The 24,529-nt window shown below is 56.2% G+C and carries 22 protein-coding genes and 2 tRNA genes; 9 read left to right on the top strand and 15 right to left on the bottom strand.

Annotation, left to right across the window (positions count from 1 at the left end; translation table 11 throughout):
* Positions 1-110: 110 nt before the first annotated feature.
* The 5 genes from wbaP to yeaG all read right to left on the bottom strand — a co-directional run bounded on the left by wbaP (position 111) and on the right by yeaG (position 7,523).
* Positions 111-1,577 (bottom strand): undecaprenyl-phosphate galactose phosphotransferase WbaP, encoded by a 1,467-nt coding sequence (wbaP, locus tag AC6I7J_RS09220; RefSeq protein ID WP_058757724.1) that lies wholly within the window; start codon positions 1,575-1,577, stop codon positions 111-113.
* A 378-nt stretch (positions 1,578-1,955) separates the two neighbouring features.
* Complete coding sequence (locus AC6I7J_RS09225) at positions 1,956-2,189, bottom strand: DUF1480 family protein (protein WP_021510054.1); 234 nt, start codon at positions 2,187-2,189, stop codon at positions 1,956-1,958.
* 75 nt (positions 2,190-2,264) lie between these two features.
* Positions 2,265-3,992, bottom strand: a complete 1,728-nt coding sequence (locus tag AC6I7J_RS09230; protein ID WP_021510055.1) for a potassium/proton antiporter — start codon at positions 3,990-3,992, stop codon at positions 2,265-2,267.
* A 231-nt stretch (positions 3,993-4,223) separates the two neighbouring features.
* A complete protein-coding gene (locus AC6I7J_RS09235) occupies positions 4,224-5,498 on the bottom strand; it encodes a YeaH/YhbH family protein (protein WP_031280211.1) in 1,275 nt (424 codons plus the stop codon).
* Positions 5,499-5,588: 90 nt separating this feature from the next.
* Positions 5,589-7,523 (bottom strand): protein kinase YeaG, encoded by a 1,935-nt coding sequence (yeaG, locus tag AC6I7J_RS09240; RefSeq protein WP_021510057.1) that lies wholly within the window; start codon positions 7,521-7,523, stop codon positions 5,589-5,591.
* 409 nt (positions 7,524-7,932) lie between these two features.
* Here yeaG and AC6I7J_RS09245 point away from each other — a divergent pair, with 409 nt between their 5' ends.
* Complete coding sequence (locus AC6I7J_RS09245; protein ID WP_058774604.1) at positions 7,933-8,682, top strand: MipA/OmpV family protein; 750 nt, start codon at positions 7,933-7,935, stop codon at positions 8,680-8,682.
* Between the two features lie 83 nt (positions 8,683-8,765).
* Positions 8,766-9,614, top strand: a complete 849-nt coding sequence (locus tag AC6I7J_RS09250) for an aldo/keto reductase (protein ID WP_241798705.1) — start codon at positions 8,766-8,768, stop codon at positions 9,612-9,614.
* A 24-nt stretch (positions 9,615-9,638) separates the two neighbouring features.
* On the opposite strand, the gene AC6I7J_RS09255 is transcribed toward AC6I7J_RS09250, so the two are convergent.
* On the bottom strand, positions 9,639-10,514 hold the full coding sequence (locus AC6I7J_RS09255; RefSeq protein WP_058757720.1) for a D-hexose-6-phosphate mutarotase: 876 nt from the start codon (positions 10,512-10,514) through the stop codon (positions 9,639-9,641).
* A gap of 74 nt (positions 10,515-10,588) precedes the next feature.
* Positions 10,589-11,587 carry a glyceraldehyde-3-phosphate dehydrogenase gene (gene gapA / locus AC6I7J_RS09260; protein ID WP_021510061.1) on the bottom strand — a complete coding sequence of 333 codons (999 nt, stop codon included), beginning with the start codon at positions 11,585-11,587 and terminating at the stop codon, positions 10,589-10,591.
* A 338-nt stretch (positions 11,588-11,925) separates the two neighbouring features.
* On the opposite strand from gapA, the gene msrB reads away from it, so the two are divergent.
* Together msrB and AC6I7J_RS09270 are read left to right on the top strand one after the other, a co-directional pair.
* On the top strand, positions 11,926-12,336 hold the full coding sequence (msrB, locus tag AC6I7J_RS09265) for a peptide-methionine (R)-S-oxide reductase MsrB (RefSeq protein WP_021510062.1): 411 nt from the start codon (positions 11,926-11,928) through the stop codon (positions 12,334-12,336).
* Between the two features lie 2 nt (positions 12,337-12,338).
* Positions 12,339-12,620, top strand: a complete 282-nt coding sequence (locus AC6I7J_RS09270; protein ID WP_104189023.1) for a YeaC family protein — start codon at positions 12,339-12,341, stop codon at positions 12,618-12,620.
* 35 nt (positions 12,621-12,655) lie between these two features.
* Here the strand turns inward: AC6I7J_RS09270 and pncA are convergent, their stop codons facing one another.
* From pncA to sppA, 3 genes are all read right to left on the bottom strand, one after another.
* Complete coding sequence (pncA, locus tag AC6I7J_RS09275) at positions 12,656-13,264, bottom strand: bifunctional nicotinamidase/pyrazinamidase (RefSeq protein WP_031280213.1); 609 nt, start codon at positions 13,262-13,264, stop codon at positions 12,656-12,658.
* A gap of 16 nt (positions 13,265-13,280) precedes the next feature.
* Positions 13,281-14,294, bottom strand: coding sequence for an asparaginase (gene ansA / locus AC6I7J_RS09280; RefSeq protein WP_136547151.1), 1,014 nt, complete (start codon positions 14,292-14,294; stop codon positions 13,281-13,283).
* A gap of 85 nt (positions 14,295-14,379) precedes the next feature.
* A complete protein-coding gene (sppA, locus tag AC6I7J_RS09285; RefSeq protein WP_498007188.1) occupies positions 14,380-16,236 on the bottom strand; it encodes a signal peptide peptidase SppA in 1,857 nt (618 codons plus the stop codon).
* Positions 16,237-16,407: 171 nt separating this feature from the next.
* On the opposite strand from sppA, the gene AC6I7J_RS09290 reads away from it, so the two are divergent.
* The 4 genes from AC6I7J_RS09290 (at position 16,408) to AC6I7J_RS09305 (ending at position 20,396) form a co-directional block, all read left to right on the top strand.
* Positions 16,408-16,959 (top strand): NAD(P)H nitroreductase, encoded by a 552-nt coding sequence (locus tag AC6I7J_RS09290; protein WP_394517417.1) that lies wholly within the window; start codon positions 16,408-16,410, stop codon positions 16,957-16,959.
* A gap of 153 nt (positions 16,960-17,112) precedes the next feature.
* Positions 17,113-18,156 (top strand): selenide, water dikinase SelD, encoded by a 1,044-nt coding sequence (gene selD / locus AC6I7J_RS09295; protein ID WP_498007189.1) that lies wholly within the window; start codon positions 17,113-17,115, stop codon positions 18,154-18,156.
* Between the two features lie 21 nt (positions 18,157-18,177).
* Positions 18,178-20,100, top strand: a complete 1,923-nt coding sequence (locus AC6I7J_RS09300; RefSeq protein ID WP_498007190.1) for a DNA topoisomerase III — start codon at positions 18,178-18,180, stop codon at positions 20,098-20,100.
* Positions 20,100-20,396, top strand: a complete 297-nt coding sequence (locus tag AC6I7J_RS09305; RefSeq protein WP_348878954.1) for a YnjH family protein — start codon at positions 20,100-20,102, stop codon at positions 20,394-20,396. Before AC6I7J_RS09300 ends, AC6I7J_RS09305 begins: the two co-directional genes overlap by 1 nt.
* A gap of 33 nt (positions 20,397-20,429) precedes the next feature.
* Here AC6I7J_RS09305 and xthA read toward each other — a convergent pair whose 3' ends face one another.
* From xthA to AC6I7J_RS09330, 5 genes are all read right to left on the bottom strand, one after another.
* A complete protein-coding gene (gene xthA / locus AC6I7J_RS09310; RefSeq protein WP_104189042.1) occupies positions 20,430-21,236 on the bottom strand; it encodes an exodeoxyribonuclease III in 807 nt (268 codons plus the stop codon).
* A gap of 551 nt (positions 21,237-21,787) precedes the next feature.
* Positions 21,788-21,872 (bottom strand) — tRNA-Tyr (locus tag AC6I7J_RS09315).
* A 44-nt stretch (positions 21,873-21,916) separates the two neighbouring features.
* Positions 21,917-22,001, bottom strand: a tRNA-Tyr gene (locus tag AC6I7J_RS09320).
* Between the two features lie 144 nt (positions 22,002-22,145).
* A complete protein-coding gene (gene purU, locus AC6I7J_RS09325) occupies positions 22,146-22,994 on the bottom strand; it encodes a formyltetrahydrofolate deformylase (protein WP_031280214.1) in 849 nt (282 codons plus the stop codon).
* A gap of 57 nt (positions 22,995-23,051) precedes the next feature.
* Complete coding sequence (locus AC6I7J_RS09330; RefSeq protein ID WP_040679954.1) at positions 23,052-23,507, bottom strand: YchJ family protein; 456 nt, start codon at positions 23,505-23,507, stop codon at positions 23,052-23,054.
* Between the two features lie 96 nt (positions 23,508-23,603).
* On the opposite strand from AC6I7J_RS09330, the gene rssA reads away from it, so the two are divergent.
* A complete protein-coding gene (gene rssA / locus AC6I7J_RS09335) occupies positions 23,604-24,509 on the top strand; it encodes a patatin-like phospholipase RssA (RefSeq protein WP_021510074.1) in 906 nt (301 codons plus the stop codon).
* Positions 24,510-24,529: the final 20 nt, after the last annotated feature.

Consider the following 24,529-nt stretch of genomic DNA (forward strand, 5'->3'; position numbering starts at 1 on the left):
TAACGTCCTGTTAAACAGGCGAGAAGGGTAATGAGTCTGCGACCAAAAAGAAAGGGCTAAAACGAAAAGGCGATGTCTGCCGGGACGGCGCAGACATCGCGTCGAGGGTATCAGTAAGCACCGTCGCGGCGCAGCACCACGCCAGCGGTTTTGAACAGAATGGCGATGTCGGTCCACAGCGCCCAGTTCTTCACGTACCAGGAGTCAAAATAGACGCGCGTGTCGTAGTCAATATCGTTACGCCCGCTGACCTGCCACAGACCGGTCATGCCCGGTTTGGCCATCAGATAGTAGTCGACATCGCCCGCGTAGCGTTCCAGCTCAGCTTCAATCACCGGACGCGGTCCCACCAGACTCATTTCGCCACGAATCACGTTCCACAGCTGGGGCAGTTCATCCAGGCTGGTCTTACGCAGGAAGCCACCGATTTTGGTGATGCGCGGATCATTCTTCAGTTTGAAATCACGATCCCACTCAGCGCGCGCTTCGGCACTGGTGGCCAGCAGATTCTGCAGCACTTCCTGCGAGTTGGTCACCATTGAACGGAACTTCAGGCACTTAAACTTCACGCCATCCTGACCGACGCGCTCGTGGCCGTAAATAGCGTTACCGCCATCGCGCTTCACCATCCAGCACAGCAGACCGAACACCGGGGCAAGAAACAGCAGCAGCAGTGAGGCAACCACCACGTCGAAAGTGCGCTTGAGGAAACGCGAGGAGCGTTTCGCCAGGTTGTTACTGACGCGCAGGATCATCACTTCATGGCTGAAGATAAATGACATATCGGTGCCATACAGCGGCACACCGCGCAGCGTAGGGATAACCGAAATTGAGCGGCATTTCATCTTGGACAGAAACTTCAGCCATTTATCGCGCACCACCTGCTGTTCAAATTCGGTGGCGACGATAAATTGCGTGTTGTCACGGTCCATGGTTTGCCAGTTGATGTCTTTCCAGGTAATAACCGGCACGCCGTTAACACTTTCCTGGTGAGGCTCATCATCCAGCGAGATAAACGCCTGCACGTTATAGCCCAGAATCTCCTCGCTCTGCAGCGCTGCGTAGGCTTCCATGGCGTTTTTACCGGAGCCGATGATAATGGTCTCTTTCTGCCACTGGCCAGCGCGATTGATGGCACGCTTCACGCCGGCGCGCATCAGCGGCAGCAGCAGCAGGGCATAGGTCCAGCTAAACACCCACACCATGCGCGAGAAGTCCCATTTGGAAAAGGCAATCAGCGCCAGATCCAGCAGCGAAAACACAAACAGCGTTTTGACGATTTCTTTCAGCTCAAACCAGAACGGTTTGCGGTAGGTGTAGTGGCGCATACGCACCCAGAACCAGGCCGTGCACAGCACTGACAGGCCTAACTGTGCGACAAAGCGGTATTCAATTTGCTGCGGCGGAATAAAACTGTCCAGTTCTCCCCAAATACCCTGGACGGTGGCCGCGGATAAAAATAATGCCAGGTTCAGTGCAATTAAATCCGAAAAGCTGAGTGCCACTTTCGCGATGAGATTTTTGCGCAGTCCGCTCCACGAGCGGGTTGCATCGTTCATTACCAATGTACTTGCCATAAAACCTGCTCTCTTTTCTTAAGTAAAAGATGGCCTGACCAGAATCAAGTACGCGCTCAGGAGTCGTCCGCTGAAAGCAGAAATAAAATAATATTCAGCGAGATATGAGTCAGTGCTGCCATAAGCGCTGCATGGAAAGGGCCGTTTGAGACGTGATTTACGTCACGAAAAGCTGCAGCAACGTTTAAGAGTATGCAGGAGTTATTTGACAGAGTTAATATGGAAAGAGTCTGAAAAAACAATATTTGATTAAACTATAAACTGCCTAATCTGTTGAAAAATAATCTTAAAAGTAAAAGGTGCCATGAAATAACAGACTATTTTAAGACTACTTTTCGGAATGACCGCCAGTCAAAGTGAATGGCGGTGAGGAAAATATCAGGCCGGTTTTTTCAATACCCAGCGGTCTTGCTGCTTGTCATAGTGGCCGATTTGCAGATCAACCGGTTCGCCATCAATCCACGCCGGTACGCTGGTTTCATGATCCCAGCCGTCGAGCTGATAACTCAGGCCGGGGTTGGTATGGCAGGGGATGCCGACGGTATCCAGCTTCTCCACATCCATTACTGCATCGACGATCTCGTAACGACCAATCTTCACCACGTGTCCCATCATCTTCTCCCGTTTGCTGGGTGGAATAGTGATCATAGACGCTGACACGCAGTTTACGAGCGATACGGCCTCAGATTATTCCTTCTCTTCCCGCACGCGCACCCCGATTTTGACGATTTGGTTATCCTCTTTTTCCGCCACCGTCCACGTCAGCTGGTTCCACTCGACCTGATCTCCCACCACCGGCGTGCTGCCGAGCAGACCCATAATCAACTGGCCGAGCGACTGCTGATCGTTGGTCTCTTCATCGAGCTCCAGGCCATAGATCTGTGCGACATCGCGCAGGCGCGCCTCGGCATCAAGGATAAAGTCACCAAAGAAGCGCTGATCCAGCGCCACCGGCGGCGTCTGGCTGAACATTTTGCCCAGCGCCGGCAGATCGCGCTCGCGGCCAATAACGCACAGCACGTCACCCTCTTTCAGACGCGTATTGCCGTTGGGGTGCATCAGCGCGTTATCGCGGAACAGGGCGGCAATGCGCGTTTCGCGCGGCATTTGCAAATCGCGCAGCGCGGCGCCGACGCACCATTTGTCGGCGCTGAGCTGATAAACGAACTGCTCCCACGGATTTTCCGGATGGATATCCAGCCCGACGCGGCTGATGGGCGATGCGGTCGGCGGTACCACCACCTTAGCCCGTTTAGCGGCATAGCCCAGCGACGTGCCCTGCAGCATCAGAGATACCAGTACCACAAAGAAGGCGATATTGAAGTAGAGTTTGGAATTCTCCAGCCCGGCCATCATCGGGAACACCGCGAGGATGATCGGCACCGCACCGCGCAGGCCTACCCAGCTGATAAAGATGCGTTCACGTCCGGTAAAGCCTTTAAACGGCAGCAGCCCGACCAGAATCGACAGCGGACGCGCCACCAGAATCAGCCACAGTGAGAGAATCATCGCCGGCAGCGCGATATGCCACAGATCAGACGGCGTCACCAGCAAGCCGAGCACGATAAACATACCAATCTGGCTCAGCCAGGCCATCCCGTCGAAAGTCTGCAGAATGCCGTGGCGGTTACGAATCGGGCTGTTGCCCAGCAGAAAACCACACAGATACACCGCCAGAATGCCGCTGCCTTCCATCACTGTGGTCAGAGCAAACACAATGATGCCGCCGCTCAGTGCCAGCAGCGGATAGAGCCCTTGTGCCAGGCTGATGCGGTTGATCAGTTGCTGCAGCGCCCAGCCGCCGCCCAGTCCGAGCACAATGCCCAGGCCGAACTGCTGCACCAGATGCACCACAAACATCCAGCTCAGGCCGCTCTGCCCCTGCTGGATCATGTCGATTAGCGTAATGGTAAGAAACACCGCCATCGGATCGTTGCTGCCTGATTCAATCTCCAGCGTGGAACTGACACGCTCGTTGAGCCCTTTGTCGCCCAGCAGTGAAAACACCGCTGCGGCGTCGGTCGAGCCGATAATGGCGCCAATCAGAAAGCCCTGCATCAGATCGAGCTTAAACAGCCAGGCCGCAGCCAGACCGGTGAGACCGGCGGTAATCATCACGCCAACGGTGGCCAGCGACAGCGCCGGACCAAGCGCTACCTTGAACGAGCTGGCCTTGGTGCGCATGCCGCCGTCGAGCAGAATGATGGCCAGCGCCAGGTTGGACACCAGATAGGCCACCGGATAGTTATCAAAGGCAATACCGCCGATGCCGTCCACGCCGGTCAGCATCCCCAGCGCCAGGAAGATCACCAGAATCGGGATACCGAGACGCGACGAGAAGGAACTCAGCAGAATACTTGCTGCGACCAGCACGGAACCAATAATGAACAAACTGTAAATCATGCTGGCATTCAACGGCGTTCTCCTGCGGCGGGGCATAAAAAAGCAAATTGCGGGCAATTCACACAGACAAGGTGAAAAGATAATGCCTTATCAATAGCTTGTCAGCGGTTAATTGCACATTTTTTCATTCTGTGGCGCGCTATCCCATAGAAGGTTAAATCCGCACAGAAAAACAGCAGGGTTTTCAGAGGGGTTAAGCCGGGCGGGGGAAAGAAAAAGCCGGTCGGTGACCGGCTGGTAAACTCAGGCTTCAGCGACCTGTTTATGGAAAAGCTCACGAAATACCGGGTAGATGTCTTCCGGCTCGCGGATGTGCTGAATGGCAAAGTTATCAAACATCGCCTGCAGATGCTCATACTCGCGCCACAGGGTTTGGTGCGCCCGTCGGGTAATCTCAATGTAGCTGTAGTAGCGCACCACCGGCAGGATATGCTTCGCCAGAATTTCATGACACAACGGTGAGTCATCCGCCCAGTTATCGCCGTCCGAGGCCTGCGCCGCATAGATATTCCACTGCGACGGGTCATAACGCTCTTTCACCACTTCGTCCATCAGCTTAAGCGCGCTGGAGACGATAGTGCCGCCGGTCTCCTGCGAGTAGAAGAACTCCTGTTCATCGACTTCTTTCGCCTGAGTATGGTGACGGATATACACCACATCGACGTTTTTGTAAGTCCGGCTGAGGAACAGATAGAGCAGGATATAAAAGCGTTTCGCCATATCCTTGGTTGCCTGGTCCATCGAGCCGGAAACGTCCATTAAGCAGAACATTACCGCCTGGCTGGACGGTTCAGGCCGCTTCTCGAAATTCTTGTAACGCAGGTCAAAGGTGTCGATAAACGGCACGCGCTCAATGCGCGCCCGCAGTTCAGCGATCTCTTTGCGCAGCCGCTCCTCTTCCAGCAGTTGCGCCGGCTCGCTGTTTTCGACTTCACTCAGTGTGGCTTCCAGTTCGTGCAGCATGCGACGCTTGCCTGCGGTCATGGCGGTTCGTCGCGCCAGCGAGTTTTGCAGCGAGCGCACCACGCTGATATTGGCCGGCACGCCATTCGAGGTGAAGCCCGCGCGGTGAGTTTTGTACTCATTGAGCTGGCGATGCTGATTTTTGCGCAGGTTAGGCAGCGCTAAATCTTCAAACAGCAGGTCGAGGTACTCATCCTTCGATATCTGAAACACGAACTCGTCCTGACCTTCTCCGTCCTGGCTGGCATTGCCCTGACCGCTCCCGCCGCCACCGCCGCCCTGTGGCCGCTCAATGCGGTCGTTTTGCACAAAGTGGTCGTTCCCCGGATGCACGCGATGGCGGCTGCCGCCGCGCCCCTGATGGAAAATCGGCTCGTTGATGTCGTCAACAGGAATCGACACCGATTCGCCACTCTCCACGTCGGTGACCGAACGCTTGTTGATGGCCTCGGAGATCGACTGTTTGATTTGCGACTTATAACGGCGCAAAAAGCGCTGCCGGTTGACCGCACTTTTATTCTTGCCGTTAAGACGCCGATCGATGAAATAGGCCATAAATTCCCCCAAACTACGCTGTAAGCCAGGCCGGAACGGGTCCGGCCTCCTCAGGCGGCATGTGGATGCCGCGTAGCTTACCGCTGTCGATTATGACGATTTGCGCACGCGCAGATACCATTCACACAGCAGACGCACCTGCTTGCGGGTATAGCCTTTTTCCATCATGCGATCGACAAAATCGTCGTGTTTTTTCTGTTCGTCCGTGGATGTTTTGGTGTTGAACGAAATCACCGGCAACAACTCCTCGGTGTTGGAGAACATTTTCTTCTCGATCACCGTGCGCAGTTTTTCGTAGCTGGTCCAGTTTGGATTGCGTCCGTTATTCTGTGCCCGTGCGCGCAGCACAAAGTTGACAATCTCGTTACGGAAATCTTTCGGGTTACTGATCCCGGCAGGTTTCTCAATCTTTTCCAGCTCGGCGTTGAGTGATTCACGATCGAACAGCTGGCCGGTATCCGGATCGCGGTACTCCTGATCCTGAATCCAGAAATCCGCGTAAGTGACGTAGCGGTCGAAGATGTTCTGACCATACTCCGAATAGGATTCAAGGTAAGCGGTCTGAATCTCTTTGCCAATGAACTCCGCATATTTCGGAATCAGATAGCCTTTCAGGTGTTCCAGATACTTCTCCGCCTGATCCTGCGGGAACTGCTCGCGCTCAATCTGCTGCTCCAGCACGTAAAACAGGTGCACCGGGTTAGCCGCTACTTCGGCATGGTCGAAGTTAAACACGCGTGACAGAATCTTAAACGCGAAGCGGGTCGACAGGCCGTTCATGCCTTCATCCACACCGGCGTAATCGTGATACTCCTGCCACGATTTCGCCTTTGGATCGGTGTCTTTCAGGCTTTCACCGTCATAGACGCGCATCTTCGAGTAGATGCTGGAGTTTTCCGGCTCTTTCAGGCGCGACAGAATCGAGAAACGCGCCAGCGTTTCCAGCGTGCCGGGTGCGCAAGGCGCGGTGGTCAGCTCACTGTGGTTGAGCAGTTTTTCATAAATTTTGATCTCCTCGGACACGCGCAGGCAGTAAGGCACCTTCACGATGTATACGCGGTCAAGGAAAGCTTCGTTGTTCTTGTTGTTACGGAATGTCACCCACTCTGATTCATTGGAGTGCGCCAGAATGATGCCGTTAAACGGCAGGGCGGAAATCCCTTCGGTACCGTTATAGTTACCTTCCTGAGTGGCGGTCAGCAGCGGATGCAGCACTTTAATGGGTGCTTTAAACATCTCCACGAATTCCATGATGCCCTGGTTGGCGCGGCACAGCGCACCCGAATAGCCGTAGGCATCCGGATCGTTCTGCGCGTGGTTTTCCAGCTTACGGATATCCACTTTACCCACCAGCGCTGAAATATCCTGGTTGTTCTCATCACCCGGTTCGGTTTTGGCGATAGCCAGCTGTTCCAGAATCGACGGCCACACTTTCACCACTTTGAAGCGGGTGATGTCGCCGCCAAAGTCATGCAACCGTTTTGCCGCCCACGGCGACATAATGGTGCCAAGGTAACGCCGCGGCACGCCGTACTCTTTTTCAAGAATATTGGCGTCTTCCTGCGGATTAAACAGGCACAGCGGATGGTCATTGACCGGGCTGCGTTCACCGTCGGCACTCAGCACATAGATTGGCACGCGCTGCATGAGCGCTTTAAGCCGTTCGGCCAGCGAGGATTTACCGCCGCCCACCGGGCCGAGCAGGTACAGAATCTGTTTCTTCTCCTCCAGCCCCTGTGCGGCGTGTTTCAGGTAGGAGACGATCTGCTCAATCGCTTCCTCCATACCGTAAAACTCTTCAAAGGCCGGGTAGCGTCCGATGACGCGGTTCGAGAAGATACGGGAAAGGCGAGGCTCCTGGGCAGTATCGACCATCACAGGCTCACCGATGGCCATCAATAGTCGTTCTGCCGCGTTGGCGTATGCACTGCGATCCTGCTTACAGATGGTGAGGAATTCCTGCAGTGTGAACTCTTCGTCCTTGGCAGCTTCATAACGCTGACGATAGTGATCGAATATATTCATAGCGATGCCCGTCCTTTCGTTTTTAGCACAGGTAAAGGAGCGTAATAAGATGCTCTTGCAGCTCCCGGAAGATATTCTTTATTGAGTACAGCAACCCTTATGCCAACCTGACGATTTTTTATCGGGATTCACAATTCTTATGGTTACTCTGCTCGTACAAAAAATTCTCGTCTTACTTTTACTGTAGAAGGCAATCAGAAAAATTGCTCCGTCTTTTCTCCTTATTTAGCGATATATCAATAACAAAGTCTCATAAGCGCTAAGGCCGTCACGCCCTTGCGGCAACAGGTGCGCTGCGTCTCAGACGCGTCTGACAGGATAAAAAGGAAATCAACATTAAAAGTTAAACCAGTGGCAAAATTTGGTTAGACTCTGCGTGTGATTGTTATATTAATGGAATGAATAAATTGTGAACCATTTCAAACTTAAAGCGCTTGCTCTGATGTGTCCTTGCTATTTTGCGGCGTTCAGCACTTACGCTGAACCCGTGTCACTTGGGGCTTCGGTTATTTATGCCCAGTCGCCGTACCGCGGCGGCCAGGACCGTTATCTGCCGATCCCGGTCATCAATTATGAGGGAGAAAACTTTTGGTTCCGCAGCCTGCAGGGCGGTTATTACCTGTGGAAAGACCCGCAGAATCAGCTGTCGTTAACGCTGCTGGGCTCGCCGCAGCAGTATGACCCGAAAGATAACGATCTGGGCGACATGAAAGGGCTGGACAAGCGTCGCATGACGCTGATGGCCGGCGCGACTTATCGTCACGTTGCCGACTGGGGGATTGTGCGTACCGCGCTGCTGGGCGATGTGCTGAATAACAGCAACGGCATGATTTGGGACCTGACCTACCTGTACCGCTTTGATTTCGGCGCGTTCAGCCTGACACCGGGCATTGGCGCAATGTGGAACAGTGCCAACCAAAACCGCTATTACTACGGCGTTTCCGGCCACGAAAGCGCGCGTACCGGCATTGATCGCTATCACCCGGACGACAGCTGGTCGCCTTACGTCGAGATGAACGCCAGCTATCAGATTAGCGAGAGCTGGAACGCCAGCCTGTCAGGCCGTTACACCCGCTTCGCCAGCGAAATCAAAGACAGTCCAATGGTAGATAAAGACGGTCAGTTTACGCTGTGGACCGGCGTTAGCTACAGCTTCTGATGACCGTACGAACGCCTCATAATGAGGCGTTTTTGTTACCCTGCACCAATATTGCGCCCCGTAATGGCGCAACGGGAGGTGGGATGAAGACAATTCAGTTTAATGACGATACGCCGTTAGCGGCTATCGGCCAGGGCACCTGGTATATGGGCGAAAATCCGGCACAGCGGGCGCAGGAAATCGCTGCGCTGCAGGCTGGACTGGACGCCGGACTGAAACTGATCGATACCGCTGAGATGTATGCCGAAGGCGGCGCGGAAGAGGTGGTCGGCGCAGCGCTGCGCGGACGGCGCGATCAAGCCTGGCTGGTATCAAAAGTTTACCCGTGGAACGCCGGTGAGGTCGATGCGATTGACGCCTGTGAGCGCAGTCTGCGCCGTCTGCAGACGGACTATCTCGATCTTTATCTGCTGCACTGGCGCGGTAATGTGCCGCTGGAGGAGACCGTGCGCGCCATGCAAACGCTGCAGCAGCAGGGCAAAATCCGCCACTGGGGCGTCTCCAATTTTGATAGCGACGATCTGCAGGAGTTGTGGAGTGAAGCCGGAGGGATGGGCTGCGCGACTAATCAGGTGCTGTACCATCTGGCTTCACGCGGTATTGAATTCGATTTACTGCCGCTCTGTCAGCAGCACCATACGCCCGTCATGGCTTACTGTCCGCTGGCGCAGGCCGGACGGCTGCGTCAGGCGCTGTTTGACGATGCGACTTTGCAGCAGATTGCACAACAGAAGAGCATCAGCATCGCTCAGTTGCTGTTGAGCTGGGTGATTCGCCAGCCGGGCGTAATGGCCATTCCAAAGGCGGGCAGCGTGGCGCACGTGCAGGAGAATGCGGCGGCCCTGAATATCATCCTGACCAGCGATGAGCTGGCGCTGCTGGATCGCGCCTTTCCGCCGCCGCAGCATAAACTGGCGCTGGATGTGGTGTAAACGGCGCGTGCGCGCCGTTCAGCATTACTTATTACGGATTCTCAGCGTGACGCCAAGGCGGGCAGGGGTTTCTCCGGCACTTTTCATCGGCTTGTTAATCCGCGCCGTCTCCACGCACACCATCGTTTTATAACCATCATTAGGCATATCGGCCATGCTGCAGGACAGCGCCGGGCCAGGATTCCAGGTGACAACGTCACTTTGATAATGGTGGTAGACTTCAATCTGGCGCTTACCGGCGCGATCGTGAATCACACTGCAGTCTTCCGCTGCGGTATGAATGCGATCAACCCGATCGGGATAGGTTTGTTTACCGTCCGCTGCGCTGCCGATGGCATTGTCCTGCACCTTATCGATATAGCTGTTGCCGAGCCCGCTGACTTCAACCTGCGCAATGTCCGCCACCTGAAAATAGCTGTGCAGCGCGGCAGTAGCTTCATAATCGCCCCAGGCTTCCAGCTCAATCTCACAGTGTTCAGCAATGCGGAAGCGCGCCAGCAGCGTGAAATCGTGCGGCCACAGTTTTTTCGTTTGTGCATTACTTTCCAGCGTGAACGTCAGCATGACCGCATCTTCGTTCTCATCATGCGCCGTCAGCGTCCATGGCTGATTACGGGCAAAGCCATGTGCAGGTTCACCTGCCGGACCAAACCACGGCCAGCAGACCGGCACACCGCCGCGAATGGCTTTGCCGCTGACAAACGGCGTCTTGTCGCTAAGCCAGATGGCGGGCTGCTGACCGGCCGGCTGCCATGCCAGCAGATGCGCGCCCTGCAGCGCAATGGCCGCGCGCACTTTCGGATGGCTGATCACCAGAATCGGCAATTCACCCATCTGACGCTGCGACAGGTAAGGGGTGATCTGCGTCACCACGGGCAAGTTAAAGAGCGAATTGTGCATTGTCAGACCTTCTCTCATCCAATCGAAAAAAAAGGGGCGACCGAAGTCACCCCTTGTCTGTTTAGCCGGTTAGCTTACTTAGCAGCAACCAGTGCAATCAGATCCAGAACCTTGTTGGAGTAACCGGTTTCGTTATCGTACCAGGAAACCAGTTTCACAAAGTTGTCGTTCAGAGCGATACCGGCTTTCGCGTCGAACACGGAAGTCAGGGTTTCGCCGTTGAAGTCGGTAGAAACCACGTCGTCTTCGATGTAGCCCAGCACGTCTTTCATGTCACCTTCAGCAGCGGCTTTGATGGCTGCACAGATGTCTTTATAAGACGCTGGTTTTTCCAGACGAACGGTCAGGTCAACCACAGACACGTTTGGCGTTGGTACGCGGAACGCCATACCGGTCAGTTTACCGTTCAGCTCTGGCAGAACTTTGCCTACTGCTTTCGCTGCGCCAGTAGAAGATGGGATGATGTTCTGCGCTGCACCGCGGCCGCCGCGCCAGTCTTTGTGAGACGGGCCATCAACGGTTTTCTGGGTGGCGGTGGTGGCGTGAACAGTGGTCATCAGACCTTCAACGATACCGAACTTATCGTTGATTACTTTAGCCAGCGGCGCCAGGCAGTTGGTGGTGCAGGAAGCGTTAGACACGATGTCCTGGCCGGCATATTTGTCGAAGTTGGCACCACGAACGAACATTGGGGTGTCATCTTTAGACGGGCCAGTCAGAACCACTTTCTTCGCGCCGGCAGTGATGTGTTTACGTGCGGTTTCGTCGGTCAGGAAGATACCGGTTGCTTCAGCAACAACGTCAACGCCCACTTCGTCCCATTTCAGGTTAGCCGGGTCTTTCTCAGCGGTAACACGGATTTTTTTACCGTTAACGATCAGCGCGCCATCTTTCACTTCTACGGTGCCGTCGAAACGACCGTGTGTAGAGTCATACTTCAGCATGTAAGCCATGTAATCGGCGTCGAGCAGGTCGTTGATCGCGACGATTTCGATGTCAGAACGCTGCTGAGCAGCACGGAAAACGATGCGACCGATACGGCCAAAACCGTTGATACCTACTTTGATAGTCATATATTCCACCAGCTATTTGTTAGTGAATAAAAGGTTGGCTGTAAAATTACAAAAACCTTACCAGGCGTCAAGCGGAATCGTGTCAATTGTTGCGACAGGTCAATTCCAGCGCCAGGAATAATTGGGTGCGCAAACGCTTGCGCAGCGCCCTTATTGCGCACCTATCTTACGCCGAATGCAGACTAAAAAGGGATGACTGTTGCAAAGAGTGATCGTCATCACAAAATTGCGCAGTGCTGGTCGGGGCAAAAGCATCCGCACGAAAAAAGACCCGGAAGATGTTGTTCGTTTGTTAGAATACTAGACGATTTTTACAGAATGACACTCCGGAACTCAAAATGGCTAAAGACACCGCACCCGAGGCAAAAATTGCCCAGCTGTCGGAAATGCAGCGCTACGTCACTCAGCATCGTGGAACCGAACCGCCTTTCACCGGCGCGCTGTTGCACAACAAGCAGGAGGGTATCTATCACTGCCTGGTCTGCAACGCACCGCTGTTTCTCTCCGAAACCAAGTATGACTCCGGCTGCGGCTGGCCGAGCTTTTACCAGCCGTATAACGATGAAGCTATCCGCTATCTGGAAGATGACTCGCACGGTATGCACCGCGTCGAAATCCGCTGTGGTAACTGTGACGCCCATCTTGGCCACGTCTTCCCGGATGGCCCGCAGCCAACCGGTGAGCGCTATTGTGTCAACTCAGCGTCGCTGAACTTTACCGACGAGCAGGGCAATCAGCACGAGGGCTGAGCATGAAGCAGGAACTGGAAGCAATGCTGGCGGCGATGACGCCGGAAGTCTACGAGCGCCTCGCCACCGCGGTGGAAACCGGCAAGTGGCCAGACGGCGTGGCGCTGACGCAGGATCAGAAAGATAACTGTCTGCAGCTGGTGATGCTGTGGCAGGCGCGCCATAACGACGAACCGCAGCACATGACCATCGGTAAAGGCGGTGAGATGGTGATGAAGTCGAAAAAACAGCTGAAGGAAGAGTGGGGAATCGAGTCCGACGTGACGCGCATCAACCTGCATTAACCGGCTGCAGGGCTGGAGAGTTCCAGCCCTGATTTTCAGATAATGACCGCACCCTGCGCCTGCATCTGCGCGATCGCGATCTCGCTGTCGTCCGGATTGAGATTGACGCCCCGGCAGCCTTCCTGCACCACCTCAACGTGATATCCCAGTTCCAGCGCATCCAGCACGCTGTACTTAACGCAATAATCGGTCGCCAGGCCGAGCATCACCAGGTGAGTAATGCCGCGCTCGCGCAGCCAGCTGTCGAGCTCGGTTTTGCGGCGGTGCCCGTTATCGAAAAAGGCGCTGTAGCTATCCACATCCACATCGCCGCCTTTATGGAACACCGCATCAATCAGACTGCGATCGAGATCCGGATGGAAATCCGCGCCCTGTGAGTGCTGCACGCCGTGATCCGGCCACCAGATCTGCGCCAGACCATTCAGTTCACCGAGGGTATACACCGGCTCGCCAGAGACCGAGGCAAAGCTGCCGTGATTGGCCGGATGCCAGTCCTGCAATGCCACCACGCATTCACCGCGCGCGCGGAATTCGCGTGCATAGCGATTAGCAACGGCAACCGTCTGGTCACCTTCACGCACGGCCATCGGGCCGCCGGGGCAAAAATCGTTCTGAATATCGATGATTATCAATGCCCGCTTCATGGGATTTTGCTCCGTATCAGTCTTCGGTCAGTTCGCCACGTAAATTCTGCTGCATTTTGGCACGAATTTCAGCGCTGGTGAGGTTCTGGCTTAACAAAAAGTGCAGTTTAGTCAGGGTGGCCTCGACGGTCAGATCAAAACCACTGATCACGCCGGCGTGTTCCAGTGCGTTGCCGGTGGCGTAACCGCCCATGTTGACCTTGCCGGACATGCACTGCGTCAGGTTCACCACCACAATGCCGCGCTCGCTGGCCTGCTGCAGTTCGGCAAGAAACTCGGCGTTTTGTGGCGCGTTGCCCACACCGTAAGAGCGCAGAATCAGCGCCTTCACCGGCTGACGCAGGAAATTGCGCACCACGTCGGCAGAGATGCCTGGATAGATGGTCACCACGCCAATCGGCTGAGGCGTGATCGGATGGACGATCAGCTCACCGCTGCCGCGCGGTGCAGGCGGCGTATTGAGACGGCGAATATGGATGCCCGCTTCCAGCAGCGGCGACAGGTTCGGTGACGCAAACGCATTAAAACCGTCGGCGTGGGCTTTGGTGGTGCGGTTACCGCGGAACAGCGTGTTGTTGAAGAACAGCGCCACTTCATTAATCGGATAGTTGGCCGCGACGTATAGCGAGTTCAGCAGGTTCTGCTGACCGTCTGAGCGCAGCTCGGCCAGCGGGATCTGCGACCCGGTGACGATCACCGGCTTGGCCAGGTTCTCCAGCATGAACGACAGCGCCGACGCGGTGAACGCCATGGTATCGGTGCCATGCAGAATGACGAAACCGTCATAGCGATCGTAGTTCAGCTGGATGTCATCAGCGATTGACTGCCAGTCCTGCGGCGTCATATCCGAGGAGTCAATCAGCGGCTGGTATTCGTGGATGGTGAAATCCGGCATTTCCGGACGGTGAAACTCTGGCATCATCGCCAGCTGCTGCTGCAGATGGCCAGAGACCGGAATGTAACCCTGCGCGGAGCGTTGCATACCGATGGTCCCGCCCGTGTAGGCTACATAGATATTTTTCTTTTGCATGAATGGACTCAGACTTGCCGTAAAACGCGCAGTATAAGGCGATTGGCGGGGAAAAGCAGCCCGACCAGCGGCCGGGCTGTAAAGATTAGCGTACGTTGCCGCAGGTCAGGCAGAACGCGTAACGGTTTTGCGGATCGTTGAGATTATTCATCAGGCCCGGCTGCGCCTGCAGCGCGCCCATCACTTCGCTGACCGGAGCCGGCAGCCACACTTTCAGCGCGGCCGGCAGCACGGCCTGTGCCGACGCATTCATCTGGTTAAGCAGCAGGTCGATCATCCCCGGATCGTCCTGATACCAGCTCAGTTCAGGTTTCGCGATCTTCGCCAGCTCAGCGGCTTTAGCCACCGCATCGTCGAAGTCGCCCAGCGCATCCACCAGCCCGTTGGCTTTGGCATCGCTACCGGTCCAGACGTGACCCTGCGCAATGGCATCAATCTGCTGTGGCGTTTTATGGCGTGACGCCGCGACCAGACCGACAAAGTTGCGATAACCGTTTTCAATGGTCAGCTGCATCAGCTGCTGCACTTCAGTCGGCAGCGCTTTGGTGGCCGACACATCCGCCAGCGGCGAGGTGGCAACGCCATCGCTGTGCACGCCGATGCTGCTCAGGCTGTTCTCCACCGTATTGATCACGCCAAAGATGCCGATCGACCCGGTCAGGGTGCTCGGCGCAGCGACGATGTAGTCGGCCGGCGTGGAGATCCAGTAGCCGCCCGATGCCGCCATGCCGCCCATCGACACCACCACCGGCTTACCGGCGTCATGCGCTGCCGCCAGCTCTTCACGGATGGCTTCAGAGGCCGTTACGCTGCCGCCCGGGCTGTTGACGCGCAGCACGATGGCTTTGATTTTGTCGTCGAGGCGGGCGTCACGAATTTGTGCAGCGGTGGTGTCGCCACCGACGTTGCCGGCGCTCTCTTCGCCGTCCATGATGGCGCCGCTGGCGAGAATCACCGCAATGTTGCCATCCTGCTGCGTCGGTTGTTTGACGTTGTAGTCATAGATGCTGACGTTGCGGTAGTCATTGCTGGCTTTATCCCAGCCAAAGGTTTTCACCAGCTCGCGATCGGCGGCAGCGCGTGAATCCAGCACATCCACCAGTTTATTATCCAGGGCATATTTAGCGGTATCGCCCTGAACGGCCTGCAGACCGCTGATGATGCCCGCCGCCCCCGGGAACAGCTGCTGCGGCGTGATTTGCCGGTTGGCGGACACCGTGTTGAGGTAGTTCTGCCACAGCTGGCCGACCCAGCGGCCATCAGCATCGCGCGCTTCCGGCGACATATCATCACGCAGGAAAGGTTCAACTGCGGACTTATAGGTGCCGACACGGAACACGTGTGAGCTGACTTTCAGCTTATCCAGCAGGGATTTGTAATACAGGCCGTTGGTGGCGAAACCGTGCAGATCCACCGTGCCCTGCGGCGACAGATAGACCTTCGTGGCGTAGCTGGCGAGATAATATTGCGCCTGGCTATAGCTGTCGCCGAGGGCAAAAATGGGTTTGCCCGCGTCGCGGAATTCGCGCAGTGCCTTACCCACGTACTGCAGCGAAGGCTGATCGCCGCCGGCAAAATCGCGCAGATCCAGCACCATGCCAGTGATATTTTTATCGCTCTTTGCCTGACGAATGGCATCGACCACATCAAACAACGAATTTTCCTGCAAACGATCGCTGCTGGCACCCAGCAGCTGGCGGCTGATGCGGCTCAGACGATTGCTGACCGACGGTTTGTCCACCAGCACGCCGCTCAGATCGACTTTCAGCGCACCCTGCTGCACCGGTTCACTGCTGCTGGCGCTGGATAGCTGCAGCCAGATGCCGACGCCGGCCAGAATTAACACAATCAGGAACAGATTCAGGATAAATTCCCGGATAAAATTCAGCACCCGCCAGCTCCAGCGGAACAGGCCAGCAATAATTCGCCACAATGTGCGCATAAACTCTCCATATTCACGTAGCCAGGGCAGCCGGTGTGCGGTCTGCCCCGATGTCGGGTTCATCCTAAAGAGCAGCGTGCGAAAAGTCAGCAGGAAATCGCGCCAGACTGTTACAAAAGATCGCGCTGTGCCAGGATTAGCCCACGCTTTGTTAATCACGGGAGAATCAAGATGGATGCTCTGGAATTACTGATAAACCGTCGTTCAGCGTCGCGTCTGACCGAGCCGGCACCGGCCGGTGAGGTGCTGCAGAATATTCTGCACGCGGGTATGCGCGCACCGGATCATGGAACGCTGCAGCCGTGGCGCTTCATCATCATTGAAAATGAGGGGCGCGAACGCTTCAGCCATCTGCTGGAGCAGGCCGCACGCGACAGCCAGCTGGATGACAAAGCTATCGAGAAGGCCCGGACGTCACCATTCCGCGCGCCGATGATCATCACCGTTGTCGCGCACTGCGAAGCCTCCGCCAAAGTGCCGCGCTGGGAGCAGGTCGTGTCCGCGGGTTGCGCGGTGATGGCGATGCAAATGGCGGCCGTCGCGCAGGGCTTTAACGGCATCTGGCGCAGCGGGCCGTGGACCGATCATCCGCAGGTACGCGCCTCCTTTGGCTGCCGCGAGCAGGATGCGATTGTGGGTTTCCTCTACCTCGGAACGCCGCAGCTGAAAGCGAATACCACCGTGGTTGCGCCCGATAGCGAGGCTTTTGTCAGTTATTTCTGACAGACAGCAGCGGGTTTCTGCGGCAAGGTGCATGCAACGACACTGATTGCACAGTCGCTGTGCGAAAGATCGCGCTTAGCTGCGACAGCGCTTACCAGCAGCGGGCTGCCAGGCTAACATAGCCCTCTCTGTTCAGCGCACAAGGAACCCGCCATGAGCGAACCGCTTCGTTTGACGCAATACAGCCACGGCGCTGGCTGCGGCTGTAAAATTTCACCTCAGGTGCTTGAGACCATTCTGCACAGCGAACTGGCTGCCTTTCACGATCCGCAACTGCTGGTCGGGAATGAAACCCGTGACGATGCTGCCGTGTACGATCTTGGCAACGGCACGGCGGTGGTCAGCACCACTGACTTCTTTATGCCCATCGTTGACGATCCGCACACCTTTGGCCGTATCGCGGCCACCAACGCCATCAGTGATATTTACGCCATGGGCGGCAAACCGATCATGGCCATCGCTATTCTCGGCTGGCCGGTTAATGTGCTGGATGCGAAGGTGGCACAGCAGGTGATTGAAGGCGGTCGCGCGGCCTGCCAGGCGGCCGGCATCGCGCTGGCGGGTGGTCACTCAATTGATGCGCCGGAACCGATTTTTGGCCTTGCCGTTACCGGCATCGTTGACGTAGCGCGCGTGAAAAAGAACAGCGCTGCGCAGGCGGGCTGCGAGCTGTTCCTCACCAAACCGCTCGGCATCGGTATTCTGACTACCGCAGAGAAAAAAGGGCTGCTGCGTGCGGAGCATCAGACGCTGGCGGCGCAGGTGATGTGCCAGCTCAATAGCGCAGGGGCGGAATTTGCTAAACTGCCCGGCGTCAGCGCCATGACCGATGTCACCGGCTTTGGTCTGCTGGGGCACCTGAGTGAAATCTGTCTGGGCTCCGGCCTGCGCGCACACGTGCAGGCCGCACAGGTACCGCGTCTGCCCGGCGTGGACCAGTACATTGCGGCCGGCGCGGTGCCGGGCGGCACCAGCCGCAACTTCGCCAGCTACGGCGAGCACATTTCTGCCATGGACGAGGCCACGCGCGCACTGCTGTGCGATCCGCAAACTTCCGGCGGGCTGCTGGTGGCGGTACAGCCTGACGCTGTGGCGGCGTTTCGCGCGTGCGCCGCGCAGGCTGGCGTTGAGGCCACGGCGATTGGCACACTTCTGCCGGCCGACCACGCCCATCCACTGATTACTGTAGTCACCTGACGTAAAGGAACGACGCCATTCATGCGTTTGTTTATTGCTGAAAAACCCAGTCTGGCACGCGCCATCGCCGATGTGCTACCCAAACCGCATCGACGTGGCGACGGCTATATTGCCTGTGGTAATGACCAGGTTGTGACCTGGTGTGTCGGGCATCTGCTGGAGCAGGCGCAGCCTGACAGCTATGACAGCCGCTATGCGCGCTGGAATCTGGCGGATTTACCCATCATCCCGGATAAATGGCGCCTGCAGCCGCGCCCGTCGGTAGCGAAGCAGCTCAAAGTGATCGAGGGCTTACTGCAGCAGGCCAGCGTGGTGGTGCACGCCGGTGACCCGGATCGCGAAGGACAACTGCTGGTCGACGAAGTGCTCGATTATCTGCAGCTGCCGGCTGAAAAGCGCCAGCAGGTGCAGCGCTGTCTGATTAACGACCTCAACCCTGCGGCGGTCGAGCGCGCGGTGAGCCGTTTGCGCGAGAACCGTGAATTCATTCCGCTGTGCGTCTCGGCGCTGGCCCGGGCGCGCGCTGACTGGCTGTATGGCATCAACATGACGCGCGCCTGGACGCTGCTGGGCCGCAACGCCGGTTACGACGGCGTGCTCTCGGTGGGACGCGTTCAGACGCCGGTGCTGGGGCTGGTGGTGAGGCGCGATGAAGAGATCGAAAACTTTGTGCCGAAGGATTACTTCGAAGTGAAGGCGCACATCGTCACCCCGAAAGAGGAGCGCTTCGTTGCCAGCTGGATCCCCAGCGATGCCTGTGAACCGTGGCAGGATGACGAGGGCCGTTTGCTGCATCGTCCTCTCGCTGACCACGTGCTTGAACGTATCAACGGCAAACCGGCGTGGGTTACCGGTTACAACGATAAGCGGGAGTCAGAAACGGCGCCGCTGCCATTTTCTCTCTCCAGCCTGCAAATCGAGGCGGCAAAGCGTTTTGGCCTGAGTGCCCAGACGGTACTGGACTGCTGTCAGCGTTTGTATGAAACCCATAAGCTGATCACGTATCCGCGTTCGGACAGCCGCTATCTGCCGGACGAACATTTTGCCGGACGTCATGCGGTGCTGAACGCCATTCAGGCGCATCAGCCGGACGTGTCGCTGCCGGCGGATTTCAATGCGGATCAGAAAAATCGCTGCTGGGACGATAAAAAAGTGGATGCGCACCATGCCATCGTTCCTACGGCGCGCGCCAGCAAGGTGAACCTGAGCGACAATGAAGCCAATATTTACGGTCTGATTGCGCGCCAGTATCTGATGCAGTTTTGTCCCGACGCGGTATTTCGCAAATGCGTCATCGACCTCGATATCGGCGGTGGCAGGTTCGTTGCCAAAGCACGTTTTCTTGCCGAAGCCGGCTGGCGTGCGCTGCTGGGCAGTAAAGAGCGCGATGAAGAGAATGACGGCACGCCGCTGCCGGTGGTGAGTAAAGGCGATGAGCTGTTGTGTGAGCGTGGTGAGGTGCTGGCGAAGCAAACCCAGCCGCCGCGGCCGTTCACCGACGCCACACTGCTGTCGGCCATGACCGGTATTGCCCGCTTTGTGCAGGATAAAGAATTAAAGAAAGTGCTGCGTGCGACCGATGGTTTAGGAACGGAAGCGACGCGCGCCGGCATCATAGAATTGCTGTTCCGCCGTACATTTCTGGTGAAAAAAGGTCGCTATATTCACTCAACCGAGGCGGGCAGGGCGCTGATTCATGCGTTACCTGAGATGGCCGCGCGGCCGGATATGACGGCGCACTGGGAGTCAACGCTTACCGGCATCAGTGAAAAAGCCTGTCGCTATGATGAGTTTATGCAGCCGCTGGTCAGTACCTTAATTGGTTTGATCGGTGAGGCGCGCCAGAGGCCGTCGCTGCAGGCTTTTCGTGGATTAGCCGCGACCGGAGCGAAGACGCGCAGTAAAGGCAAAACGCCCCGGCGCAAAACGAAGGAGACGGAATAATGCGTTACGCAACGCTGTTGCTGAGTGGGCTGCTGCTGTGCAGCCATGCCGCGCTGGCTAATCGCCAGCCGGAGCCCGCGCAAATGGGCAATACCGATGTGGTGGTGGATATGCCGCCGGAAGTGTGGACGCAGGGGCAGAATCGCCAGCAGAACAACTGCCTGCAGTGCTGTATCTATGAAAACCGCAGCTATTCTGAAGGTGCGGTTGTAAAAGCGGAAGGCGTACTGCTGCAGTGTGCGCGTGACGAAAAAGTGCTGGGCACCAATCCGCTGATTTGGAAAATCATTAAATAAGCGGGCGTGGCGCGCAGGCGCCACGCTGTTCAGTTACAGCTTGAAACTGGACCACACTGGCGCGTGATCGGACGGTTTGTCCATACTGCGAATGTCGTAGTCGATACCGCTATCGATGCAGCGTGATGCCAGCGGTGGGCTGGCCAGCAGCAGATCGATGCGCAGACCGCGGTTGTCATCAAATCCTTTGGAGCGATAGTCGAACCACGAGAAGCGATCGGCGGTTTCCGGGTTTTTCTCACGCCACGTATCGACCAGCCCCCACTGCAGCAAACGGTCCATCCATTCGCGCTCTTCCGGCAGGAAAGAGCATTTGCCGGTGCGCAGCCAGCGCTTGCGGTTCTCTTCACCAATACCAATGTCCAGGTCGGTACTGCTGATGTTCATATCGCCCATGATCAGCACCGGCTTGTCGGCCGCCAGTTGCTGCTCAAGATAGCTTTGCAGGTCGCGATAAAACTTCTCTTTAGCCGGGAACTTGATGGGATGGTCACGGCTTTCCCCCTGCGGGAAGTAACCGTTGATGACGGTGATATCGCCAATCGGGCTGGGAATTTCTGCCATGATCAGACGTCGCTGGGAATCTTCGCCGTCATCAGGAAAACCGCGTCGAACTGCCACCGGCTGCGTTTTGGTCAGCAGCGCCACGCCGTAATGGCCTTTCTGGCCGTGATAAAACACGTTGTAACCGAGCTTGCTGACCTCTTCCAGCGGGAACATGTCATCGTGCACTTTGGTTTCCTGCAGGCCGATGACATCCGGTTGATGCTGTTCAACCAGCGCCGCCAGCTGATGAGGGCGTGCGCGCAAACCGTTGATGTTAAAAGAGACAAATTTCATTTCGCTGCCATTTTTCGTCGCAAAAGGTTGCGGCGATGGTAACCAGGTTTGCGGCAAAAGTCATGGCTTGCGTCATAAGAGCGTGCCGATAAGAGCGAGAGGCAGCACGCAGGTGATTTGTGGTGGGAGACGCAGGATAGCGGGGTAAGACAGGCGATGCCGTTCAGCCTGGGGCGTTGATGTGAATATCCAGGTGCGCATTAATGCGCACCCTACAATCCGGGTGACAACTGGGACGATGAGAATATAAACCGGTCACATGGGTAACACTTGAGTCCGTATCACTGTAGGGGCGCCATTGATGCCGGCCTGGCATCGCGTAAATTCAGATGTCGGTCTGGTGAAAAGTGCAGCATGAAAGGGTGGCGGGAGAAGGATTATTCGCCGCAAGCGGCTCACCTCGTGCGCTTGACCCGGTGCGCATTAATGCGCACCCTACAAACCGGTCACATGGGTAACACTTGAGTCCGTATCACTGTAGGGGCGCCATTGATGGCGACCAGGCATTGCCTGAATTCATATGACAACTGGAGGAGATGTGCAGCATGAAATGGTGGCGGGAGAAGGATTCGAACCTTCGAAGTCGATGACGGCAGATTTACAGTCTGCTCCCTTTGGCCGCTCGGGAATCCCGCCAGGGATATGAAGCTCAGAAGATTCAGGCACAGAATGGATTCAGATGGTGGCGGGAGAAGGATTCGAACCTTCGAAGTCGATGACGGCAGATTTACAGTCTGCTCCCTTTGGCCGCTCGGGAATCCCGCCACTGGCCTGAATCTTTATGCCTGAAAGCGGGGCGCATCATACCAAATGCGTTCAGTCTGTAAAGCGCCCGCAGTAAAAAACTCAATCGTTTGCCCACTTTTTACGCGTGGCGCTGAAGAGTTGCGCAAATCAGCGCCGCGGTGGTTAAAGAATGATCGTGCGGTTGCCGTAAACAAATACGCGCTGGCCCAGCACTTTGTACAGCGCGCGGCTCAGTACATTCTTTTCCACGTCGCGTCCGGCACGCATCATCTCTTCAGCGGTATAGCTGTGATCGACATTAATCACGTCCTGCATGATGATCGGGCCTTCATCCAGATTGTCGTTCACGTAGTGCGCGGTGGCACCGATGATCTTCACACCGCGCTCATAGGCCTGATGATAAGGACGGGCGCCAATGAAAGCGGGCAGGAACGAGTGGTGAATATTGATGATCTGGTTGGGATAACGCTGTACAAACGCCGGCGTCAGCACGCGCATATATTTCGCCAGCACCACGTAATCCGGCTGATAGCGATCGATCTCATCCGCCATGCGGTTATCGTGCTCTTCGCGCGTCAGGCCTTCATGGCTGACCAGCACGAACGGGATGTCAAAACGCTCGACCAGCGAACGCAGCGTTTCATGGTTACCAATAACGGCGGCGATTTCCATATCCAGACCACCAAAGGCGCTCTTCATCAGCAGATCGCCCAGGCAATGCGCCTCTTTGGTGACCAGAATCACCACGCGGCGACGTCCGGCGCTATGCAGTTCACGTACCGAACCGGTCGGCAGCGCGCTGTCGAGGTCAGCCAGCAGCGTGTTGTCGTTGAAAATGCCTTCCAGCTCTGTGCGCATGAAAAAGCGCCCGGTACGGTGATCGACGAACTCATTGTTCTGCACAATGTTCAGTTCGTGCTTGTAGCAAATGTTGGTGATCTTGGCGATCAGACCTTTAGCATCGGGGCAAATGGTCCGTAAAACTTTTCGTTGCATGGTTTGCGCTTGCATCTCGATCAGAGTCCTGTCAAAGCGATGAATGGTGAAGCTGTTGGGCATCTGTCCAGATTAGCCACAACATTTTTTGTATTTTTTATCGGAGCCACAAGGACAGCGATCGTTACGCCCTAACTCCGGCGTTGTTCCGTCGACATAGTACCAGCGTTGATCCTCGCGAAGAAAGCGTGAACATTCATACAGGCTGCAGGTACGGCCTTTTTCGAGATAACGCGCAAAAAAAGTGACGAAGGCTTCATTCTCATGGCTTCCGTGATTACAACGGGTTACATTCAGGCCAAGCCATTCGGTGGTGGCGAAACTTTCGGATAATAGCGTCTCCAGTCCGGCCACGCGCTGGCTGGGATGCCAGGTTTCTACCAGCCAGGCGGCGTTTTGCTTAACGTAAGCGCTGTAACGCGAGCGCATTAACTGTTCAGCGCGCTGTGGCGTTTGTTGCCCGTTCAGAAAGGGCTGACAACATAGGCTATACTGCTCTCCGCTGCAGCAGGGGCACTTTTCGGACACATCATCTCCTGAGAGTGATTAAAGTTAATGAAAGTGTGCGCTATGTTAGCCGACTGGCCAGCGTGAAGCTACGCATCAGGTTGATCACGAGGTGAGATGAGAAAAGTCAGGATTGGGCTGGCCCTGGGGTCGGGCGCTGCCAAAGGCTGGGCGCATATCGGTGTTATCAACGCGCTGGAGCGCGCCGGTATTGAGGTGGATGTCGTCGCCGGCTGTTCCGTCGGCGCACTGGTGGGTTCTGCCTACGTCAACGGCCGGCTGGCGTTAATGGAGAAGTGGGTCAGCGCATTTCGCTACTGGGATGTTATCCGTCTGATGGATCTCTCATGGCAGCGTGGCGGCCTGCTGCGCGGCGACCGGGTGTTTAGCCATATCCGTCAGCTGATCCCTAACGAGCTCATCGAAGACGCGGATAAGCGCTTTGGCGTGGTGGCAACCAACCTCAGCACCGGACGCGAGCTGTGGCTGACCGAAGGTGATTTGCACCAGGCGGTGCGTGCATCGTGTAGTATGCCAGGCTTATTGCCTCCGGTTGGCTACAATGGTTATTGGCTTGTGGATGGTGCGGTGGTCAATCCGGTGCCGATTTCGCTAACCCGCGCGCTGGGCGCTGACATAGTGATTGCCGTTGACCTGCAACATGATGCGCACCTGATGCAGCAGGATCTGCTGTCGGTCACGCCGCAGAGCGGTGAAGAGGCGGCAGCGGCAGAAGCACTGAGCTGGGGCAAAAAACTGCGCCAGCGTCTGATGGGGTTGACCCATCGGCGCGCCAGCCAGTCTCCAGGCGCGATGGAAATTATGTCAACGTCAATCCAGGTATTGGAAAATCGCCTGAAACGTAACCGTATGGCAGGCGATCCGCCGGATGTGCTGATTCAGCCTTTTTGTCCGCAGATTTCAACGCTGGACTTTCATCGGGCTGAAGAGGCCATTGCGGCAGGCAAGGCCGCCGTGGAGAAAAAAATGGATGAACTATTACCGCTGGTCCGTAGCAGATAATCAGTTGTTCATTCACGGGG

It is taken from the genome of Type-C symbiont of Plautia stali, assembly GCF_059730935.1.

Excerpts from the sequence above, each read along its gene's own strand:
- wbaP (WP_058757724.1), bottom strand. The coding sequence starts at position 1,577 with ATGGCAAGTACATTGGTAATGAACGATGCAACCCGCTCGTGGAGCGGA.
- AC6I7J_RS09225 (WP_021510054.1), bottom strand. The coding sequence starts at position 2,189 with ATGGGACACGTGGTGAAGATTGGTCGTTACGAGATCGTCGATGCAGTA.
- AC6I7J_RS09235 (WP_031280211.1), bottom strand. The coding sequence starts at position 5,498 with ATGGCCTATTTCATCGATCGGCGTCTTAACGGCAAGAATAAAAGTGCG.
- yeaG (WP_021510057.1), bottom strand. The coding sequence starts at position 7,523 with ATGAATATATTCGATCACTATCGTCAGCGTTATGAAGCTGCCAAGGAC.
- AC6I7J_RS09250 (WP_241798705.1), top strand. The coding sequence starts at position 8,766 with ATGAAGACAATTCAGTTTAATGACGATACGCCGTTAGCGGCTATCGGC.
- AC6I7J_RS09255 (WP_058757720.1), bottom strand. The coding sequence starts at position 10,514 with ATGCACAATTCGCTCTTTAACTTGCCCGTGGTGACGCAGATCACCCCT.
- gapA (WP_021510061.1), bottom strand. The coding sequence starts at position 11,587 with ATGACTATCAAAGTAGGTATCAACGGTTTTGGCCGTATCGGTCGCATC.
- msrB (WP_021510062.1), top strand. The coding sequence starts at position 11,926 with ATGGCTAAAGACACCGCACCCGAGGCAAAAATTGCCCAGCTGTCGGAA.
- AC6I7J_RS09270 (WP_104189023.1), top strand. The coding sequence starts at position 12,339 with ATGAAGCAGGAACTGGAAGCAATGCTGGCGGCGATGACGCCGGAAGTC.
- pncA (WP_031280213.1), bottom strand. The coding sequence starts at position 13,264 with ATGAAGCGGGCATTGATAATCATCGATATTCAGAACGATTTTTGCCCC.
- ansA (WP_136547151.1), bottom strand. The coding sequence starts at position 14,294 with ATGCAAAAGAAAAATATCTATGTAGCCTACACGGGCGGGACCATCGGT.
- sppA (WP_498007188.1), bottom strand. The coding sequence starts at position 16,236 with ATGCGCACATTGTGGCGAATTATTGCTGGCCTGTTCCGCTGGAGCTGG.
- AC6I7J_RS09290 (WP_394517417.1), top strand. The coding sequence starts at position 16,408 with ATGGATGCTCTGGAATTACTGATAAACCGTCGTTCAGCGTCGCGTCTG.
- selD (WP_498007189.1), top strand. The coding sequence starts at position 17,113 with ATGAGCGAACCGCTTCGTTTGACGCAATACAGCCACGGCGCTGGCTGC.
- AC6I7J_RS09300 (WP_498007190.1), top strand. The coding sequence starts at position 18,178 with ATGCGTTTGTTTATTGCTGAAAAACCCAGTCTGGCACGCGCCATCGCC.
- AC6I7J_RS09305 (WP_348878954.1), top strand. The coding sequence starts at position 20,100 with ATGCGTTACGCAACGCTGTTGCTGAGTGGGCTGCTGCTGTGCAGCCAT.
- xthA (WP_104189042.1), bottom strand. The coding sequence starts at position 21,236 with ATGAAATTTGTCTCTTTTAACATCAACGGTTTGCGCGCACGCCCTCAT.
- purU (WP_031280214.1), bottom strand. The coding sequence starts at position 22,994 with ATGCAAGCGCAAACCATGCAACGAAAAGTTTTACGGACCATTTGCCCC.
- rssA (WP_021510074.1), top strand. The coding sequence starts at position 23,604 with ATGAGAAAAGTCAGGATTGGGCTGGCCCTGGGGTCGGGCGCTGCCAAA.